We start from the raw sequence: 18,289 nt of genomic DNA, 5'->3' as shown, positions 1-18,289 counted from the left end.
ATGCAAAAGCGCACACTTGGTAACAGCGGTCTTGAGGTTTCGGAACTCGGCTTCGGCTGCATGGGCATGAGCTTTGGCTATGGCCCGACATCGCTGAGCCGGCGTGAGCAGATCGACGTGATCCGCGGCGCTTACGAGCGCGGCGTAACGTTCTTCGACACCGCCGAGGCCTACGGTCCTTTCATCAATGAGGAACTCGTGGGGGAGGCCTTGGCGCCTTTCCGCGACCAGATCGTTGTGGCGACCAAATTCGGTTTCGACATCCGGGACAACCAGATCGTCGGCCTGGACAGTCGCCCCGAAAGCATCAGGAAAGTTGTCGAAGCCTCGCTCAAGCGCCTGAAAACCGACGTCATCGACCTGCTTTACCAGCACCGCGTGGACCCCAACGTGCCGATCGAAGAGGTCGCCGGCGCGGTGAAGGACCTCGTGGCGGAGGGGAAGGTCAAGCACTTCGGCTTGTCGGAAGCCGGCCCCGGCACCATCCGCCGCGCCCACGCCGTGCAGCCGGTGAGTGTGCTGCAAACCGAGTATTCGCTGTGGACGCGGGATCCCGAGAACGGCATTCTGCCGACCGTCGAAGAACTGGGCATCGGCTTTGTTCCCTGGAGCCCGCTGGGGCAGGGCTATCTCACCGGCAGATTGGACAGTGATGCTGCCTTCGATGCGACCGACCTGCGCAGCACGTTTCCGCGCTTCACGCAGGAGGCCTTGCGCGCCAACCAGGCGTTCCTGGCGCTGATCCGGAAGGTCGCCGACAGGAAGGGCGCGACGCTGGCGCAAATCGCCCTGGCCTGGCTGCTGGCGCAGAAGCCGTGGATCGTGCCGATTCCCGGCACCCGCAGCATTCAGCGGCTGGAAGAAAACCTCGGCGCGACCAGGGTGCGGCTGGACAACGAAGACCTGCGCGAGATCAATGAAGCACTGGGCAGTGCGCCGGTCAAGGAGCCCCGCCTGTCTGAAGCACACATGGGCTTTATCGACCGCTGATTGTCTGCCGGTGGTTGCAATGACGGGCGGCGCGCCGCCTGCAACATTTCGAAAGGAGAAGGTTATGCAAAAGCGCAAGCTTGGGAGTGGCAATCTAGAGGTGTCGGCGATTGGCCTTGGCTGCATGGGCTTGAGCTTCGGTTATGGCCCGGCCACTGAAAAGTCCGAAGGCATCAAGCTGATCCGGGCCGCATTCGAGCGAGGCATCACATTCTTTGACACGGCTGAGGCCTATGGCCCGTTCGTCAACGAGGAACTGGTCGGCGAGGCCGTGGCGCCATTTCGCGACCAGGTGGTGATCGCCACCAAATTCGGCTTCAAGGACGGCGATTCGACAAAGGGCCTCGACAGCCGGCCCGAGCGCATCCGCGCCGTCGCGGAGGCATCGCTGAAGCGTCTGAAGACGGATCGCATCGACCTGTTCTACCAGCATCGTGTCGACCCGGCCGTGCCGGTCGAGGACGTGGCCGGCACCGTCAGGGATCTGATCCGGGAGGGCAAGGTCAAGCACTTCGGCATGTGCGAGGCTGGCGCGCAGTCGATCCGCCGCGCGCACGCCGTGCAGCCGGTGGCGGCGCTGCAGAGCGAGTATTCGCTGTGGTGGCGCGAGCCGGAGGAGAAGGTGCTGCCGACCCTCGAGGAACTCGGCATCGGCTTCGTGCCGTTCAGCCCGCTAGGCAAGGGCTTCCTGACAGGGGCCATCGACGAGGGCACGACGTTCGACAAGACTGACTTCCGCAACGTTGTGCCACGCTTCTCCGAGGAAAACCGCAAGGCCAATGCGGGCCTCGTCGAGGTACTTGGCCGGATTGCGGACGGCAAGGGCGCCACGCGGGCACAGATTGCGATCGCCTGGCTGCTGGCGCAAAAGCCGTGGATCGCACCGATTCCGGGTACCACGAAGCTGCACCGGCTGAATGAGAACGTCGGCGCGGCCGCCGTCGAACTGTCGGCCGAGGATTTGTCCGTCATCGAGGCGGCACTGCAACAGATCACCGTCGCGGGTGATCGTTACCCGGCCCATCTCCAGCAGCGAGTCGATCGCTGACTTGCCTGTGGCAGCAACGCGCCGGTGTCCGGCCTTCCGGGTACCGGCGCGTTTGCCGTGCGCGGCAGGATATCGAACCATGTCACTGAACGATCCACCTTCCGGCCAGCCGGGCATGTTTCCCGACGGCGCGGCCGAAAACGCATCCGCGCACCGGGCCGTGGATGCGAGCGGCCTGCGGGTCCTCGCGATCCTGAGCACCTTGATGGCCTTCGCATCGATTTCGACAGACCTCTACTTGCCCGCTCTGCCTGCCATGGTTGCGGCGCTTCATGCCGGCGCCGGTACTGTCGAGCTGACGATTTCGGGGTATCTGACCGGCTTCAGCCTGGGCCAGCTCGTCTGGGGCCCCGTCGGCGACCGCTATGGCCGTCGCCTGCCGGTCGCCATCGGGCTCGTTCTGTTCGTCATCGGTTCGGCCGGTTGCGCGGTGTCGACGAGCGTGGAGATGATGATCGGCTGGCGCGTACTGCAGGCCGTGGGAGCGTGCGCCAGCGTCGTGCTTGCCCGTGCGATGGTGCGCGATCTCCATGCGGGGCACCGCGCGGCCCAGATGATGTCTACGCTGATGACGGTGATGGCAATCGCTCCGCTGCTCGGGCCGAGCCTGGGTGGGCAGATCCTCCTGGTGTCGTCATGGCGGGCCATTTTCTGGGTGCTGGCGGGTGTCGGCCTGGCGACGCTCGCGGCGCTGTTCGCCCTTCCCGAAACTTTGCCGCCGGAGCGTCGCAACCGCGAGCCGCTGACGCGCGCAATGGGCCGCTACGGCGAACTGCTCCGGCATCGCCGGCTGCTGGGCTACGCGGGTACCGGCGGGTTTTTCTATGGCGGCATGTATGCCTATATCGCCGGTACGCCTTTCGCGTACATCACCTACCACCACGTATCGCCGCAGGCCTACGGCGTGCTGTTTGGTGCGGGCATCGCCGGCATCATGATCACCAACCTGGTCAACTCAAGGCTGGTGACCCGGCTCGGCAGCGATCGCCTGATGCGGGCCGGTACCGTCGGTGCGGCAATCGCGGGCATGCTGCTGGCAGTCGCCGCCCGGACTGGCTGGGGCGGGCTGGCGGGCCTGGTGATTCCGCTTTTCCTGTTCGTCTCCGCAACCGGCTTTATCGTCGCCAACTCGATTGCCGGTGCGCTCAGCACGTTTCCCGGACGCGCCGGTGCCGTGTCGGCGCTGATCGGCGCCATCCAGTACGGGACCGGCATCGTCGGGTCGGCTCTGGTCGGCGTCGGCACGGACGGTACACCCTGGCGGATGGGTGTCGTCATCGCCCTCTTGAGCATCGGCAGTCTGCACTGTGCGCTGTTTCTCGTGCAATCTCCCGCCGTTGCGCCCAGCGTTATCAGGCCGGCTCGGGTTTCAACAGATTAGTGAAGCGACCCGGAATCGCCCGGAGGAATGTCTTCCTTGTCTGGGGGAGCCTGGCGGAATGCGTTATGACTTGCTCGTATGGCCCGGCTTTCCCTTTTGCCTCGTGGCGGCCATGTCGTGCAGCTCGGCTTCGCTCATCGACTTGACCATGGATTTCGAGGCGCCTTTCAGGCTACTTGCCTTCCGGTCGCCGCGCTTCGTGGAAAGCGCCGCGCCGGTAAGAAAGTCTTCACGGCCCGGCGCTCAGCTGTGCGTCGAACGAGGATCATGGCCAAAGCTGTTGCGCGCACTGATCTGTCCGTCCAGGCCGTGAATCAGAAGTTCGACGTGCTCGCGCTGGGCGTCCCGGGTACCGGCTTCCACGGCGTCCTCCTGGGACGCGTGATGCGAGTTGGCATACCTCGCCCCCTCCTGGATCACGTCCCAGCCGGTGCCGTGCGGCAAAACGTGGATATTCCTGGCTGTCATGGCGATCTCCTGTTTGGAACGTGTTGGGACGTGTGAATACTCCATTCTGGACCCGCCGTGACGCATGACCATCGGGGAGCGTCTGACAAAAGCGCAAGGCGGAGCCGACTCCTTTTCAGTGCAGGATGTGGCGGTAGCGCTTTACCCGTCAGGACATCGCCGCAAGAAATATGCCGTGATTTCCGGCGCGCCTACGCGTTAGCCGTGGGCGGGTCGCCGACGGGATCCGGATGGATCCGCATGATGGCGTCGCGCTTTTCCAGCAGGTGCCGCTTGAGAATCGAGCCGAGCAGCTTGCCATCGCGGGCTTCCAGCGCCTTGATCATGTCTTCGTGATCGTGCACGGCGCGGTCCCACTTGTCGGTCTCGTGATTCGACCGGAAACGCAGCGCCTTCAGGCGCCGGTTGATGCTCTGGTAGGTCTGGCGCAGCGTGGCATTGCGCGCTGCTTCGTTGATCCGGTCGTGGATTTCCTGGTTGCGGCTGTAGTAACCCGGCAGGTCGTTCTGCACACGGCAGGCCAGCATCGAATAATGCAGCGCCTTGATTTCCGCCAGCTCGGCCGGCGTGATGCGCTCGCATGCCAGCTCGCCCGAAAAAGCTTCGAGGCCGCTCATCAGCTCGAAGGTTTCCCACACTTCCGAGTCCGTCATGCGCGAGACGCTGGCGCCCCGGTTGGGAGAAATCTCGATCAGGCCTTCCGCCGCCAGCACCTTGAACGCCTCGCGCAGCGGCGTGCGCGAGATCCCGAGGGTTTCGCACAGTTCGCGTTCATTGAGCTTCATGCCTGGCGATAGCACGCCTTCCACGATGAATTTGCGCAGGTGCTCGACCACCGTGTCGTGAAGCCGTTGCCGTTCAACCTTGGGGAGGACCGGCGCAGGGCGGGAGAGGTCGCCGCCAACTGGATTCTGCATACAAAGTCCTTATCTTTGCGTTTTCCGCATTTTACTGCATCTCATACCAGACGCGCAGCTTCGGGGTAAACACCCAGTGTTTACAGTCATTCAACGCTTGGAAGGAGGTCCTTTCGTCTGCTAAAGTATTTTGAATGCAAAATGCATAATCCACAAAGGAGGGACCAACCCATGATCAAACTCGACTTCCACCCCGCTGGCCGCCATTTCCTTCAGATCCCCGGTCCGAGCCCCGTGCCCGACCGCATCCTGCGTGCGATGAGCTATCCGACCATCGACCACCGCGGTCCGGAGTTCGGCGCGCTGGGTCGCAAGGTCCTGGCCGATATCAAGAAGATCTTCAAGACCGCGCAGCCGGTGATCATCTATCCGGCCTCCGGCACGGGTGCCTGGGAAGCCGCGTTGACCAATACGCTGAGCCCCGGCGACAACGTGCTGATGTTCGAGACGGGTCACTTCGCCACGCTGTGGAAGAAGATGGCGGAGGCACTGGGGCTGAAGCCGGAATTCCTGGGCCTGCCCGGCATCGAGGGCTGGCGCCGCGGCGTGCAGCCGGACATGATCGAAGCCCGCCTGCGTGCCGACAGCGCGCACGCCATCAAGGCCGTATGCGTGGTGCATAACGAGACTTCGACCGGCGTTACCTCGAATATTGCCGCCGTGCGCCGCGCTATCAACGCGGCCGGCCACCCGGCGCTGCTGTTGGTGGACACCATCTCCGGCCTGGCCTCGGCGGACTACCGGCACGACGAGTGGGGCGTGGACGTAACGGTGTCGGGATCGCAGAAGGGCCTGATGCTGCCGCCGGGGATCAGCTTCAACGCGTTGTCGCCGAAGGCGATCGCGGCCAGCAAGCAGGCAAAGCTGCCGCGCGCCTTCTGGGGCTGGGACGAAATCATCGAAGCCAACAAGAACGGCTACTGGCCGTACACGCCGAACACCAACCTGCTCTATGGCCTGTCGGAAGCGCTCGACATGATCCTGGACGAGGGCCTGGACAACGTCTTCGCGCGGCACCAGCGGCTGGCCGAGGCGACCCGCCGCGCGGTGCGGGCCTGGGGGCTGGAGATCCAGTGTGCGGACGCATCGGTGTACAGCCCGGTGCTGACCGGCGTGATGATGCCGGAGGGCGTGGACGCCGACGCGGTGCGCAAGCGCATCTATGAACGCTTCGACATGTCGCTGGGGCAGGCACTGGGCAAGATGCGCGGCAAGATGTTCCGTATCGGGCATCTCGGCGACTGCAACGACCTGACCCTGATGGCCACGTTGTCCGGTTGCGAGATGGGGCTGAAGCTCGCGGGCGTGCCGGTGGCTGCGAGCGGGGTCGTGGCGGCGATGGAGTACCTGGCCTCGCATGCGGACACGCCAGCGCTGAAGGCTGCGGCCTGAACCGGCACCGGAAGGCCGGGCGGCTTGCCCGCGCGGCAGGCGCACGCCGGCCTTCCTGAATCACGGCAAGTGCAGACAGGCATGGCTTCACCCCCCGGGGTGAGCCCAGGCAGAGGTGTTGCCTTTTGGTGCCCCGCCGCCTGCGCGCACCAGCGGGAACCGGCCATAGAGCCGGCCGCGATGAATCAGCCCCGGCCCCGGCCGGGCCGGCAGGAAAAATGGATTGGAGACAAGCAATGAAGCGCCTTCGCGCAACCAGCGTCGTGCTGGGGATGCTATGCATCATGTATTTCATCACCTACCTGGACCGCGTCAACGTCAGCACGGCCGCAGCCGGCTTTGGCCAGGAGTTCAACCTCAGCAAGACCGAGATCGGCCTGGTGTTCTCGGCCTTTGCCTACCCCTACCTGGTGTTCCAGATCATCGGCGGCTGGGTCAGCGACCGGTTCGGCGCCAAGCGCACCCTGATGGTCTGCGGCGTGCTCTGGGCCATCGCCACCATGTTGACCGGCTTCGCCGGCGGGCTGATTTCCCTGCTGGCCGCGCGCCTGCTGCTGGGCCTGGGAGAGGGCGCCACGTTTCCGGCGGCCACTGCCGCAATGGCGCGCTGGGTGCCCAAGGAAAAGCGCGGCTTCGCGCAAGGTATCACCCACGCCTGCGCACGGGTAGGCAACGCGGTGGCCCCGGCCGCGGTCGTCGCGATCATGGCGGTCTATGGCTGGCGTGAGTCGTTCTATCTCTGCGGCGTGATCAGCCTGGTCTGGGTGGCATTGTGGGCGGTGACCTTCACCGAGCACCCGAAGGATCATCCCCGCATCACGGCGGACGAGCTCGAAACACTGCCCGCCGCCAAGAAGAAGGCTGGCAGCGTGCCCTGGCGCCGCCTGTTCAAGCGCATGGCGCCGGTGACCATCGTCTACTTCTGCTACGCCTGGACCCTGTGGCTCTTCCTGAGCTGGATTCCCCAGTACTTCCTGCATAGCTACGACCTGGACCTGAAGAAGTCCGCCATCTTCGCCTCCGCCGTGTTCTTTGCCGGCGTGCTCGGCGACACGCTCGGCGGCATTGTCACAGACAAGCTCTACGAGCGTACCGGCAGCCTGAAGCGCGCCCGCAGCTGGATGGTGGCGGTCTGCATGCTGCTGACGATGCTGTCGCTGATCCCCATGTTGTTCACCCACCAGCTCTACGTCTCGATGGCTTGCCTGGCCGCCGGTTTCTTCTTTTCCGAGATGACCATCGGGCCGATGTGGGCGATCCCCATGGATATCGCGCCGGAGCATTCCGGTACCGCGAGCGGGATGATGAATTCCGGCTCCGCGCTGGCGGCGATCATCTCGCCGGTGCTGTCGGGTTACCTGATCGACCGCTTCGGCAGCTGGGAGCTGCCCTTTATCGGCAGCATGGCGCTGATGGGCATCGGCGTGGTGCTGGCCTTCCGCATGCAGCCGGAAAGCAAGTTCGAAAGCGAGCCCGCCGGCGCAACCGATCCCAAGCAATTGCACGCATAAGCGATGCGCGCCCCTCACTCGCCAACGGAAACGCAATCATGAGCCATCCCCACCCGGAACAGGAACTCGCCAGCCGGCTTGCAGGCGCGGGCAACGAAGGCATTCGCTTCTCCGCCTTGCCAGGCGAACTGCTACCGCAGGATGCAGACGCCGCCTACGCCGTACAAGCCGAAGTGCTGCGGCTGCGCAAAGCCGGCATCCGCGGCTGGAAGGCTGGCGCGAAATCCGCGACCGGCCCGATCCAGGGCGCGCCGCTGCCGAACGACTGCGTGCATCCGAGCCCGGCCACGCTGTCGCGCGGCGGCTTCCGCCCGCTTGGCCTGGAACTGGAGATTGCGTTCTGCTTCGGGCGGGTTTTCGCGCCGCGAGGCGCTTCTTATTCCTGTGACGAGGTGCTGGAAGGCGTGCAATGCATGGCGGCCGCGATCGAGGTGGTGGCGAGCCGGTACCAGGAATGGCCCGCGGTGGACAAGCTGGCGCAGCTTGCCGACCTGCAGAACCACGGTGCCCTGATCGTCGGCGACTACGTGCCTTACCAACCCGGCTATCCCTTCCTGGATCCAAGCCTGTTCTTCACCTTCGATGGCGAGGACGTGGTCAAGGGCGCGCCGGCCAATCCCGCCGGCGACCCGCGCCGCCTGCTGCCGTGGGTGGTCAACCATTGCACCGCGCGCGGCATGACGGTGGGCCACGGCACGCTGGTCACGACCGGGTCCTACACCGGCATGCATTTCCCGGGCAAGCCGGGCGCGGCGCTGGGCAGGATCGCCGGCCTGCCCCCGGTCGAACTCATCCTTGCGTAACAAGCCGCGCGCAGACGCGGCACCGATACCCACAAGCCACTGGTAGAAAGCCATGAACGATTCCTCCCCCTCGCTGCTGGTCAAGCCGATCCACCTCGTGCCGTCGCAAGGCCGCGCCAGCTCGCCGCTGTCGGCACGACTGCGCAAGGAGTTGCGCGGCGATGTGCTCTTCGACCGGGCCAGCCGGGGCCGCTACGCTACCGATGCCTCGATCTACCAGATCATGCCGGTCGGCGTGGTGGTGCCGCGCGACCAGGCCGACCTGTTGCTGGCGCTGGAGATCGCCCGCGACGAAAAGGCCCCGGTGCTGGCGCGCGGCGCGGGCACCAGCCAGTGCGGCCAGACCGTTGGCGAGGCGCTGGTGATCGACAACAGCAAGTGGCTCAACAACGTCGTGGATTTTGATCCCGTCGCCCGTACCGTGACTGTGGAACCCGGCAGTGTGCTGGACCACCTCAATGCCTGGCTCAAGCCGCACGGCTTGTGGTTTCCCGTGGATGTATCGACCGGCGCCCAATGCACCATCGGCGGCATGGCCGGGAATAACTCATGCGGCTCGCGCTCCATCGAGTACGGCAACATGGTGCACAACGTACTGGGCATCGATGCCGTGCTGGCCGACGGCAGCCAATGCCATTTCGGCTCACTCAAAGAGGCTGTCGCGGACAGGCGCGTGGAGGGCATCCTGCAAGGCCTGCGGCGAATCGCCACCCGCGAGCGCGAGGAAATCGCCGAGCGCATGCCGAAGGTGCTGCGCCGCGTGGCGGGCTACAACATCGACCTGTTCGAATGCCAGAACCCGCGCGCCTATACCGACGACGGCTACGCCAATCTCTCGCATATCCTGGTGGGATCCGAAGGCACGCTCGCCTACAGCCGGCAGCTCACGCTGAAGCTGTCGCCGTTGCCGCAGCACAAGGTGCTGGGTGTGGTGAACTTCCCCACGTTCTACCAGGCGATGGACATGACGCAGCATATCGTCAGGCTCAAGCCCGTGGCGGTAGAGTTGGTGGACCGCACCATGATCGACCTGTCGATGGAGAACCCGGCGTTCCGCCCGGTGATCGGGCAGGCCTTGTCCGGCGAGCCGCAGGCCATCCTGCTGGTCGAGTTCGCGGGCGAGGAGCACAGCGCGCTGCTGGCGCAGCTCGACGACCTCGCGACGCTGATGGGCGACTTGGGCCTGCCCGGCTCCGTCGTCAAGATGCCCGACGCCAAAGCCCAGAAGGCACTGTGGGATGTGCGCAAGGCCGGCCTGAACATCATGATGAGCATGAAGGGCGACGGCAAGCCGGTGTCCTTCATCGAGGATTGCGCTGTTCCGCTGGAGCACCTTGCCGAGTACACGCGCCGGCTCACCGCCGTGTTCCACAAGCACGAGACCGAAGGCACGTGGTACGCCCATGCCAGCGTGGGCACGCTGCATGTGCGCCCGATCCTGGACATGCGGCGCGATGGCGCGCTGCGCATGCGCGAAATCGCCGAGGAAGCGGCCGCACTGGTGAGCGAGTACAAGGGCGCCTATTCCGGCGAACACGGCGACGGGCTGTGCCGGGGTGAGTGGGTGGCCTGGCAATACGGTCCGCGCATCAATGCCGCCTTTGGCGAGATCAAGGCGCTGTTCGACCCGGACAACCGCTTCAACCCGGACAAGATCGTGCGGCCGCCGAAGATGGACGCACGCGAGAACTTCCGTTTCGCGCCGGGCTACGCCGCGCTGCCGCTCGCGCCGGCACTGGACTGGTCCGCCTGGAACGTGACGCGCAACCCGCTGACCGGCGAGGAAACAGCGCCGGGCACGGGCAGCGACCGCGCGGGCGGGCTCGCCGCGGCAGTGGAGATGTGCAACAACAACGGCTATTGCCGCAAGTTCGACGCGGGCACCATGTGCCCGAGCTATCGCGTGACCAAGGACGAGCAGCATGTCACGCGGGGCCGGGCCAATACGCTGCGGCTGGCGGTCTCCGGCCAGTTGGGCGATGAGGGCCTCGCCAGCGCGGAAGTCAAGGAAGCCCTGGACCTGTGCGTCTCCTGCAAGGGCTGCAGGCGCGACTGCCCGACGGGCGTCGATATGGCGAAGTTCAAGATCGAGGCCCGCCATGCCTGGACCAAGCGCCACGGCATCACCCTGCGCGAGCGCATGGTGGCCTTCCTGCCGCGCTACGCGCCGGTCGCCAGCCGGTTTCCCGCGCTGCTCGCGCTGGCCGACAGCATTCCCGGCATCTCCGGCGCGATAAAGCGCGCGATGGGATTCGCGCCGCAGCGCTCGTTGCCACGCTTCAAGACATCGTTCCTGTCGAAAGCCCGGACCAGGGAGCAGGCAGCACCGGGCCGCGAAGTCATGCTCTTCGTGGACACCTTCACCAACTATATGGAGCCGGAAAACGCGCGGGCGGCGCAGCAAGTGCTGGGAGCCGCCGGCTACACGGTGCACTTCAACACCCGCGAGGGCGAGCGCCCCCTGTGCTGCGGCCGTACCTTCCTTGCGGCGGGGCTGGTGGACCAGGCCAGGGAGGAAGCGCGGCGCCTGCTGGATGCCGTCAAGCCCTATGTCGACCGGAACATCCCGATCGTGGGGCTGGAGCCTTCGTGCCTGCTGTCCCTGCGCGACGAGTTCCTCAATTACGGCTACGGCGACGAGGCCAGGAAGCTGGCCGCCCAGGCCTTCCTGTTCGAAGAATTCCTGGTGCGGGAGAAGACGGCGGGACGCCTGGCCCTCGATCTCGATGCGCTGCAGGCCAGTGAAGCCCTGGTGCATGGCCACTGCCACCAGAAGGCCTTCGATGCCTTCACCCCGGTGCAGACCGTGCTCGGCTGGATCCCCGGCCTGAAGGTGTCGCCGGTGGAATCCTCCTGTTGCGGCATGGCGGGCAGCTTCGGCTACGAGGCCGAGCACTATGAGGCATCGAAAGCCATGGCGGAACTCTCGCTGCTGCCGGCGGTGCGCCAGCGCGCGGCCAACGCCATTGTGGTCGCCGACGGCACCAGTTGCCGCCACCAGATCCTGGACGGCGCGGACACCAAGGCCGTGCACGTGGCGCGCGTGCTGGCGATGGCGCTGGAACGGACAGACCAGGGGCAGCCGCATCATGCGTGAGCACACCGGCCCGGCAGCCGCCAGGCGGCCACCCTTGCGGCTTCCCGAGCCGGCCGCGAAGGGCGATGCGCTGGAGGACGTGAGTTCGCCGGCGCTGCTGGTGGACCTGGACGCCTTCGAGTCGAACCTGCTGCAGATGCGCGGCCTGGCGGCGGCCGCGGGGGTGGCCTTGCGCCCGCATGCCAAGGCGCACAAGTCCGTCGCCATCGCCCGGGCCCAGATGGCCCAGGGAGCCGTGGGCATCTGCTGCCAGAAGCTGAGCGAAGCCTATCCGTTCGCGGCGGCCGGCATCGCCAGCATCCACATCAGCAACGAATTCGCCGGCGCCGACAAGGTGGCCATGGCGGTAGAACTGGCCGGGCATGTGGCGCTGAGCATCTGCGCCGATGACGTGCGGCAGGTGCGGGCGGTGGGGGCCGCCGCCACCGCCGCGGGTGTGAAGATCACGGTGTTGCCGGAGGTCGACGTGGGACACGGACGCTGCGGCGTTGCCAGCCGCGATGCCTTGAGCGCGCTGGCTGACGCCATCGCAGCGTTTCCGGCATTGCGGTTCGGCGGCCTCCAGGCGTACCACGGCCCGGCCCAGCATATCGCCGTCTGGGCGCAGCGCCGCCAGGCCGCACAACGGGCTGCCGAAGCGGCGCACGCTTATGTCCGGCACCTGGATGCGCGCGGTATCGCCTGCCCGGTGGTCACGGGCGGGGGTACCGGCACCGCGGAGTTCGACGTCGGCGGCGGCGTCTACACCGAGATCCAGCCGGGGTCCTATCTGTTCCTGGACGGACATTACGGCGCCAACGAATGGATGGGGCAATTCCGGCCGGTGCACAGCCTGTTCATCGCGGCCACGGTGATGAGCACGGCGCGCCCCGGCGTGGTGGTTTGCGATGTCGGCCTGAAGACGGTGGCGGTCGATTCCGGCCTGCCGCGGCTGTGGTCGCGCGACAGCAACGGGTCGCTGCGCTACGTCGCCGCCAACGACGAGCACGGCGTGCTCGAAGTGCTCAACGGCGACAGCCACGAGTTGCTGGGCGGCAAGCTGCTGCTGATCCCGGGGCACTGCGACCCTACCGCCAACCTGCACCGGCACTACGTCTGCTTCCGGCAGGGGCGGGTAGCAGGCCTGTGGGATATCGATGCGCGGGGCCTGAGCCGCTGATGCATCGGCCGGTGGCGCTTGTGCCGTGGGGGCCCGCAAGTTGCTGGTCACCTCGTCCGCGCTCCATACCGTGCCGGTGGTCAGCAACCTGCCGTTCAGCTGGCGCGACCTGACGCCGGTGGCGACGCTAGCGGACTTGCGCGCCAAGGCGCGCCGCATGGCCTGAGCGCGTCCGGGCGCGGGTAGCGGCGTAGGAGATGGCGCAACGCCACGGAATCCTAATGCGCCCGGCTTGTAATCCGGCGCGCGGCCAGCGCTGCCAGCACGGGCGCCACGGCAAAGCTGGCGAACAGCCAGGCGGCAGCCGACTGCGCGCCCGCGGTGCCGCCGGGGACGATCAGGCCAGCGGCATTCGCCACCAGCCCCGCGATCGCCGCGCCGATCGCCATGCCGTAGAGTTGGACGGTTGTGATCGCGGCCGAAGCCGTGCCTTCCTCGCCGTGCGGCGCCAGCGTCAGCACGCGCGTCAGCAAATGCGGCCAGCCGATGCCCACGCCAGCGCCCGCGCCGGCCAGCGCCAGGCCGCTGAGCAGCGTGCGAGCCGTCGGCGCCAGGCTTGCCCCCGCCGGTACCACTATCGCCAGCGCGATCAGGCTGGCGGCGCACAGTACCGGCCCCGCGCGCAGCAGCCGTGCCGCGCCCGTACCGCCGTGGCCGGAGGAAAGCAGCGCCCCCAGGCTCCAGCCACCCGCCATCGCGGCTGTGAGATAGCCCGCGGCCAGCGGTGTGTGGCCATGCAAGGTCTGCAGGAAATAAGGCACGAAGACTTCGGTGGTGGTGCCGATCAGGAGCAGGGCCACGCTGGCATAGACCGCGCCCAGCGGCGTGCCGGGCTCGGTGCCGCCGCTAGGCAGCAACCGCACCAGCGCGCGCCGGTCCCACACAATGGCGGCGGCGCCGAATGCCAGGCCCGCGGCCACGCCAGCGGCCTGCCAGCCCATCGCCGCCGACAGGCTGCCGGCGGCGACAGCCAGGACCGACGCAGCCAGCAGTGCGATCTGCGCGGCGGGAATGCTCGGCGCGGCGGTGGACGATGCGCGCTCGCCGGCCGGGCGCAATTGCACCGCCACCAGCAAGCCCTGCATGATGGACACCGGCAGCAGCGTCCAGAACGCCCAGCGCCAATGCCCCACCTGGGCGAACAACCCGCCCACGGCCGGCCCGCAGAGCGTGGCGATGCCCCACATGCCCGAGACCAGGGCCACCGCGCGGGGCCAAAGCGGCGGCGCGAACACAACCCGGATCAGTGCATAGCTAAGCGCCGCCAGCGTGCCGCCGCCCAGGCCCTGCACGGCGCGGCTGGCCAGCATCCAGGGCATGGACGGCGCGAGCGCGCAGCCGGCCGATCCCAGCGCGAACACGGCCAGCGCGGTCATGGAGGCACCGCGCGGTCCCAGGGCGGCCAGAAGCCGGACGGACAGCGCGGCGCCGACGATGGAGGCGACGACGAAAAGCGTGGTGTTCCAGGCGTACCAGTCCAGGCCGCCAATGTCCCGTACCACGGACGGCAGCACGGTGGTGACAATGTGGACGTTGATGGCGTGAAGCGCCACGCCGCCGGTAAGGGCGAGGGCAAGTAACCCGTTCTTGCCAAGGAGCAGTTCGCGCCAGGCGCCGGTGGAGGCTTGTTCAGGAGGCATTGAGAGCGTGCGGCAGGATGGCTGCCGTCTTATTATCCAAAATTATTCTTGGATAATAAGGTGATGCCGTGAATTACACAAGCAATGGCTTGGTATTTTCGGGTTCCTGGTCGCTCCCGATGGCGCCGGCTTACTGTCTAGCCCCGCACGTCGCGAGGGTCGTGGCCATAGCTGTTGCGCATGCGGATCTGGCCATCCTGGCCGTGAACCAGCAGTTCGACCTTCTCGCGCCTGGCGATCACCGTGGCGGCCTCGACGGCTTCGTCCTGGTTGAGGAAATGGGCTCGCTCGCCCCTGGCTCCTTCATGGACGACATCCCAGCCGTCGCCGTGAGGCACGACATGTACGTTGCGCTGCGCTTTCGAATCCATGGAGGTCTCCCGGTACCCGTGGCCTGAGGCCACGCTCTGCTCTGTATTGTGGCGCGCTGGAACAGTAGCGCCAGGGGGCGCAGTCCCGCAGGTTCACGCGCCTCGCAGGTTTCAAGCATAGGTGTTCTGGCCCGACGGTGCCCGCGCAGCGACAGGCGTCCCTGTCGCCCCCGGGTGGCCTGCGGGCTGTCAGGACGCCGCCTGGCGCACCAGGTAATCCACCAACAGCTTCGCCGCCGGCGAGAGGCTCGCCTCGTCGCGGAAGCAAATCGCGAAGCGGCGCTGCGCCCAGCTATCCGTGAGCGGGACCACCTGCAAGCCAAAGCTGGCGGAAACGGGCTCAACCACCTCGCGGGGCACGATGGTAAGACCGAGGTTCGCGCGGACGCAGCGCAGGGACGCATCGAAGGAGGAAACCACCACCCGGTACGCCATCGGCTTGCCGATGATGGCCGCCGCACGCGCCAGCATGGTGTGTACCGCGGTCTGCCCGGGCAGGCCGATATGGTCGAATTCAAGCGTCTGCTCGAAGGAGCACTCCGCCTGGCTCGCGAGCGGATGCGAGGAATGCACGATGGCTGCCAAGGCATCGCTGCGATAGGGGCGGGTCTGGAGTCCTTCGAGATCCGCGGCATCCCAGCAGATGCCCAGCGGCGCGGAGCCTTCGCGCAGTGAGCGGACAAGGTCGCGGCTGAGACTTTCTTCGACGGTGACGCGGATATCCCGATGGTCAGGCACCTGTAGAAAGCTCGCGATATCGTCGGGCAGCGACTCGGCCATGCACGAGACGGTGGACAGCAGGCGGACTTGCCCCTTGATGCCGGTGCCGTAGTCGGCCATATCGCGCTCCACGCGATCGGCCGCGGCCAGCATGGCGCGTGCGTGCTCTAGCAGGATCTCGCCAGCCGCGGTCGGTATGACCCCACGCCGGCGCCGCTCGAACAGCGTGACGCCCACGGTGTCTTCCAGTTGAGCCAGGCGCTTGCTGATGGCCGAAGCCACAATGTGTTGCTGTTCGCCAGCGCGCGCCATGTTGCGCGTCTCGCAAACTGCCACGAACAGGCGCAGGGAGGTGAGGTCCAGGTCACGCATCTGAAGCTTTTGGTGTCGAGTTGGTGTCGAGTTTAGGATTTCCGATATGGAAATTTATCGTGGTAATTTTAGCGGATGTTGCCTTGTCCGGGAATCTCTAAGCCGAGGGGCACATGGGGTGGCGTGACGCTGCCCAGCTATTCCGATTCGGAATGTTAGTGCTTCTGGATTAGCGCTTCTGCCTTGGGCTGGAACGGCATAGAGTGCTCATGCCAGACCGAAACACGAACATCCGAGGGGACACAGACAGAATGACAACACACGCTGAATTTGCTCCACGCCGGGCCGTGATTCGGGAGGTCGGGCTGCGCGACGGCCTGCAGAGCATCGCCACCATCCTGCCAACCTCCGCCAAGCGCGAGTGGATCCAGGCGGCCTATGCGGCAGGCCAGAGGGAAATTGAAGTCGGCTCCTTCGTCCCGGCGAAGCTGCTGCCGCAACTTGCCGATACCGCGGAACTCGTGGACTTCGCCAGGTCGCTGCCGGGGCTGTTCGTCTCGGTCCTGGTGCCAAACCTGCGGGGCGCGGAAAACGCCATCGCCAGCGGCGCCGACCTGATGCTGGTGCCGCTGTCCGCCAGCCATGCCCATAGCCTGGCCAACCTGCGCAAGACGCCTGACGACGTGGTGGCCGAGGTGGCGAAGATCCGCGCCGCCCGCGACGCGGCCGGCTCCAGGACGCTGATCGAAGGTGGCGTGGGCACGGCCTTCGGCTGCACGCTGCAGGGACATGTGGATCCGGACGAGGTGCTCCGCCTGATGCAGGCCCTGCTGGATGCGGGTGCCGATCGCGTCAGCCTGGCGGACACGGTGGGCTATGCCGATCCCGCGATGGTGCGCAGCCTGTTCGAACGCGCCACGGCAATCGCCGGCGACCGCTTCTGGTGCGGCCACTTCCACGACACGCGCGGACTTGGCCTGGCCAACGTGTATGCCGCCTTGCAAACCGGCGTGACCCGCTTTGATGCCTGTCTCGCCGGGATTGGCGGTTGCCCGCACGCGCCCGGCGCCAGCGGCAATGTCGCCACCGAAGACCTGGCCTACCTGCTGGGCAGCATGGGCTTCGATACCGCCCTCGATATCGGCCGGTTGCTGGCGCTGCGCGAGCGCGTGGCCGGCTGGCTGACCAATGAGACCCTGCACGGCACGTTGTGGCGCGCCGGCCTGCCCAAGACATTTCCTGCGTCGGTTGCCGATGCGGCTACCGCCTGCGCCTGAGAGAGAAAATCATGAGCACTGAACATGCCTCCTTGCCGCTCGCCGGCGTCCGCGTGGTTGAGTTCACCCATATGGTGATGGGCCCGACCTGCGGCATGATCCTCGCGGACCTGGGCGCGGAAGTCATCAAGGTCGAGCCCCCCGGCGGCGACAAGACGCGCAACCTGCCCGGCCTTGGCATCGGCTTCTTCCGCTCGTTCAACCGCAACAAGAAGAGCGTCGTCATCGACATCACCACCCCGGAAGGGCAGGCCACGGCCGCGGAACTGGTTGGCCAGTGCGATGTGTTGCTGGAGAACTTCCGCCCGGGCCTGATGGAGAAATGCGGGCTGGACTACGCCACGTTGTCCGCCAGATTCCCCGGGCTGATCTACGTGTCGCACAAGGGCTTCCTGCCCGGCCCTTATGAAAACCGCCTGGCGCTCGACGAAGTCGTGCAGATGATGGGAGGCCTGTCCTACATGACCGGGCCCAAGGGCCGCCCGCTGCGCGCGGGCACCTCGGTGAACGACATCATGGGCGGAATGTTCGGCGCCATCGGCGTGATGGCCGCCTTGCGGGAGCGCGACCGTACCGGCAGGGGGCAGGAAGTGCAGAGCGCGCTGTTCGAGAATTGCGTGTTCCTGTCGTCCCAGCATATGCAGCAGTTCTCGATGACTGGCGAGCCGCCGCCGCCGATGCCGTCGCGCGTCTCCGCCTGGAGTGTCTATGACGTGTTCACGCTGGCCGAAGGCGAGCAATTGTTTATTGGTGCTGTCAGCGACAAGCAGTTCAACACCCTGTGCGACGTGCTGCAACGCCCCGACTTGGCCGCCGATCCGGCACTTGCCACCAACGCCATGCGCGTTGCGGTGCGTCCGGCATTGCTGGAGCGGCTTGGCGAGATTCTCAAGGACCATCGCGTGGAAGAGCTTTCGCCGAAGCTCGAAGCCGCGGGCATCCCCTACGCGCCCATCATGCGTCCCGAGCAACTGCTGGATGACCCTCACCTGAAGGCAAGTGGTGGCCTGGTGCCGATGCAGACCGAGGATGGCGGCACCACGGACGTTGTGCTGCTGCCGCTGCTGATGGGCGGACGCAGGCCCGGCGTGCGCATGCCGCTGCCAGGCATCGGCGAGCACAACGATGAAATCCTGTCCGGCCTGCGCATGCGCACCCCGGACTGAATCTACCCGCATTGCCGAGTGGCTTCGGATGGCCGCG

At 66.3% G+C, this 18,289-nt stretch carries 16 protein-coding genes and 1 pseudogene; 11 read left to right on the top strand and 6 right to left on the bottom strand.

The window, feature by feature from the left end; translation table 11 throughout:
- The 3 genes from ACZY0R_RS00980 to ACZY0R_RS00970 all read left to right on the top strand — a co-directional run bounded on the left by ACZY0R_RS00980 (position 1) and on the right by ACZY0R_RS00970 (position 3,419).
- Entirely contained in the window at positions 1–990 is a 990-nt protein-coding gene (locus ACZY0R_RS00980) for an aldo/keto reductase (protein WP_488856735.1), read from the top strand.
- Positions 991–1,054: 64 nt separating this feature from the next.
- Positions 1,055–2,038: an aldo/keto reductase gene (locus ACZY0R_RS00975; RefSeq protein WP_488856734.1), complete on the top strand. Its 984-nt coding sequence runs from the start codon at positions 1,055–1,057 to the stop codon at positions 2,036–2,038.
- Positions 2,039–2,153: 115 nt separating this feature from the next.
- The gene (locus ACZY0R_RS00970; protein WP_488859463.1) at positions 2,154–3,419 is read left to right on the top strand and encodes a multidrug effflux MFS transporter; all 1,266 of its coding nucleotides are present in this window, start codon (positions 2,154–2,156) and stop codon (positions 3,417–3,419) included.
- A gap of 63 nt (positions 3,420–3,482) precedes the next feature.
- Here ACZY0R_RS00970 and ACZY0R_RS00965 read toward each other — a convergent pair.
- From ACZY0R_RS00965 to ACZY0R_RS00955, 3 genes and pseudogenes are all read right to left on the bottom strand, one after another.
- Positions 3,483–3,623: pseudogene (locus ACZY0R_RS00965) on the bottom strand (DUF3008 family protein); the annotation flags it as partial.
- A gap of 39 nt (positions 3,624–3,662) precedes the next feature.
- Positions 3,663–3,887 carry a DUF2188 domain-containing protein gene (locus ACZY0R_RS00960; RefSeq protein WP_488856733.1) on the bottom strand — a complete coding sequence of 75 codons (225 nt, stop codon included), beginning with the start codon at positions 3,885–3,887 and terminating at the stop codon, positions 3,663–3,665.
- Positions 3,888–4,078: 191 nt separating this feature from the next.
- Positions 4,079–4,804 (bottom strand): GntR family transcriptional regulator, encoded by a 726-nt coding sequence (locus ACZY0R_RS00955; RefSeq protein WP_488856732.1) that lies wholly within the window; start codon positions 4,802–4,804, stop codon positions 4,079–4,081.
- 171 nt (positions 4,805–4,975) lie between these two features.
- Between ACZY0R_RS00955 and ACZY0R_RS00950 the strand changes: the two genes are divergently transcribed.
- From ACZY0R_RS00950 to ACZY0R_RS00925, 6 genes are all read left to right on the top strand, one after another.
- Positions 4,976–6,196, top strand: coding sequence for a pyridoxal-phosphate-dependent aminotransferase family protein (locus tag ACZY0R_RS00950; RefSeq protein ID WP_488856731.1), 1,221 nt, complete (start codon positions 4,976–4,978; stop codon positions 6,194–6,196).
- A gap of 236 nt (positions 6,197–6,432) precedes the next feature.
- A complete protein-coding gene (locus ACZY0R_RS00945) occupies positions 6,433–7,707 on the top strand; it encodes an MFS transporter (RefSeq protein ID WP_488856730.1) in 1,275 nt (424 codons plus the stop codon).
- A 38-nt stretch (positions 7,708–7,745) separates the two neighbouring features.
- Positions 7,746–8,510, top strand: a complete 765-nt coding sequence (locus ACZY0R_RS00940; protein WP_488856729.1) for a 2-keto-4-pentenoate hydratase — start codon at positions 7,746–7,748, stop codon at positions 8,508–8,510.
- A 52-nt stretch (positions 8,511–8,562) separates the two neighbouring features.
- The gene (locus tag ACZY0R_RS00935; RefSeq protein WP_488856728.1) at positions 8,563–11,607 is read left to right on the top strand and encodes an FAD-binding and (Fe-S)-binding domain-containing protein; all 3,045 of its coding nucleotides are present in this window, start codon (positions 8,563–8,565) and stop codon (positions 11,605–11,607) included.
- Complete coding sequence (locus tag ACZY0R_RS00930; RefSeq protein WP_488856727.1) at positions 11,600–12,766, top strand: DSD1 family PLP-dependent enzyme; 1,167 nt, start codon at positions 11,600–11,602, stop codon at positions 12,764–12,766. The genes ACZY0R_RS00935 and ACZY0R_RS00930 overlap by 8 nt, the downstream gene beginning before the upstream one ends.
- Positions 12,767–12,791: 25 nt before the next feature.
- Positions 12,792–12,932 (top strand): hypothetical protein, encoded by a 141-nt coding sequence (locus ACZY0R_RS00925; RefSeq protein WP_488856726.1) that lies wholly within the window; start codon positions 12,792–12,794, stop codon positions 12,930–12,932.
- A gap of 52 nt (positions 12,933–12,984) precedes the next feature.
- Here the strand turns inward: ACZY0R_RS00925 and ACZY0R_RS00920 are convergent, their stop codons facing one another.
- The 3 genes from ACZY0R_RS00920 to ACZY0R_RS00910 all read right to left on the bottom strand — a co-directional run bounded on the left by ACZY0R_RS00920 (position 12,985) and on the right by ACZY0R_RS00910 (position 15,869).
- The gene (locus ACZY0R_RS00920; RefSeq protein ID WP_488856725.1) at positions 12,985–14,406 is read right to left on the bottom strand and encodes an MFS transporter; all 1,422 of its coding nucleotides are present in this window, start codon (positions 14,404–14,406) and stop codon (positions 12,985–12,987) included.
- A 137-nt stretch (positions 14,407–14,543) separates the two neighbouring features.
- Positions 14,544–14,777 (bottom strand): DUF2188 domain-containing protein, encoded by a 234-nt coding sequence (locus ACZY0R_RS00915; protein WP_045240758.1) that lies wholly within the window; start codon positions 14,775–14,777, stop codon positions 14,544–14,546.
- A 189-nt stretch (positions 14,778–14,966) separates the two neighbouring features.
- Complete coding sequence (locus ACZY0R_RS00910; RefSeq protein WP_488856724.1) at positions 14,967–15,869, bottom strand: LysR family transcriptional regulator; 903 nt, start codon at positions 15,867–15,869, stop codon at positions 14,967–14,969.
- Between the two features lie 251 nt (positions 15,870–16,120).
- Here ACZY0R_RS00910 and ACZY0R_RS00905 point away from each other — a divergent pair, with 251 nt between their 5' ends.
- Positions 16,121–17,086, top strand: coding sequence for a hydroxymethylglutaryl-CoA lyase (locus ACZY0R_RS00905; protein WP_488856723.1), 966 nt, complete (start codon positions 16,121–16,123; stop codon positions 17,084–17,086).
- Between the two features lie 11 nt (positions 17,087–17,097).
- Positions 17,098–18,252 carry a CaiB/BaiF CoA transferase family protein gene (locus ACZY0R_RS00900; RefSeq protein WP_488856722.1) on the top strand — a complete coding sequence of 385 codons (1,155 nt, stop codon included), beginning with the start codon at positions 17,098–17,100 and terminating at the stop codon, positions 18,250–18,252.
- Positions 18,253–18,289: the final 37 nt, after the last annotated feature.

This window comes from Cupriavidus sp. F041 (assembly GCF_057814235.1).
Note: the sequence above shows the minus strand (reverse complement) of the source record. Positions and strands in the feature narration are given on the sequence as shown.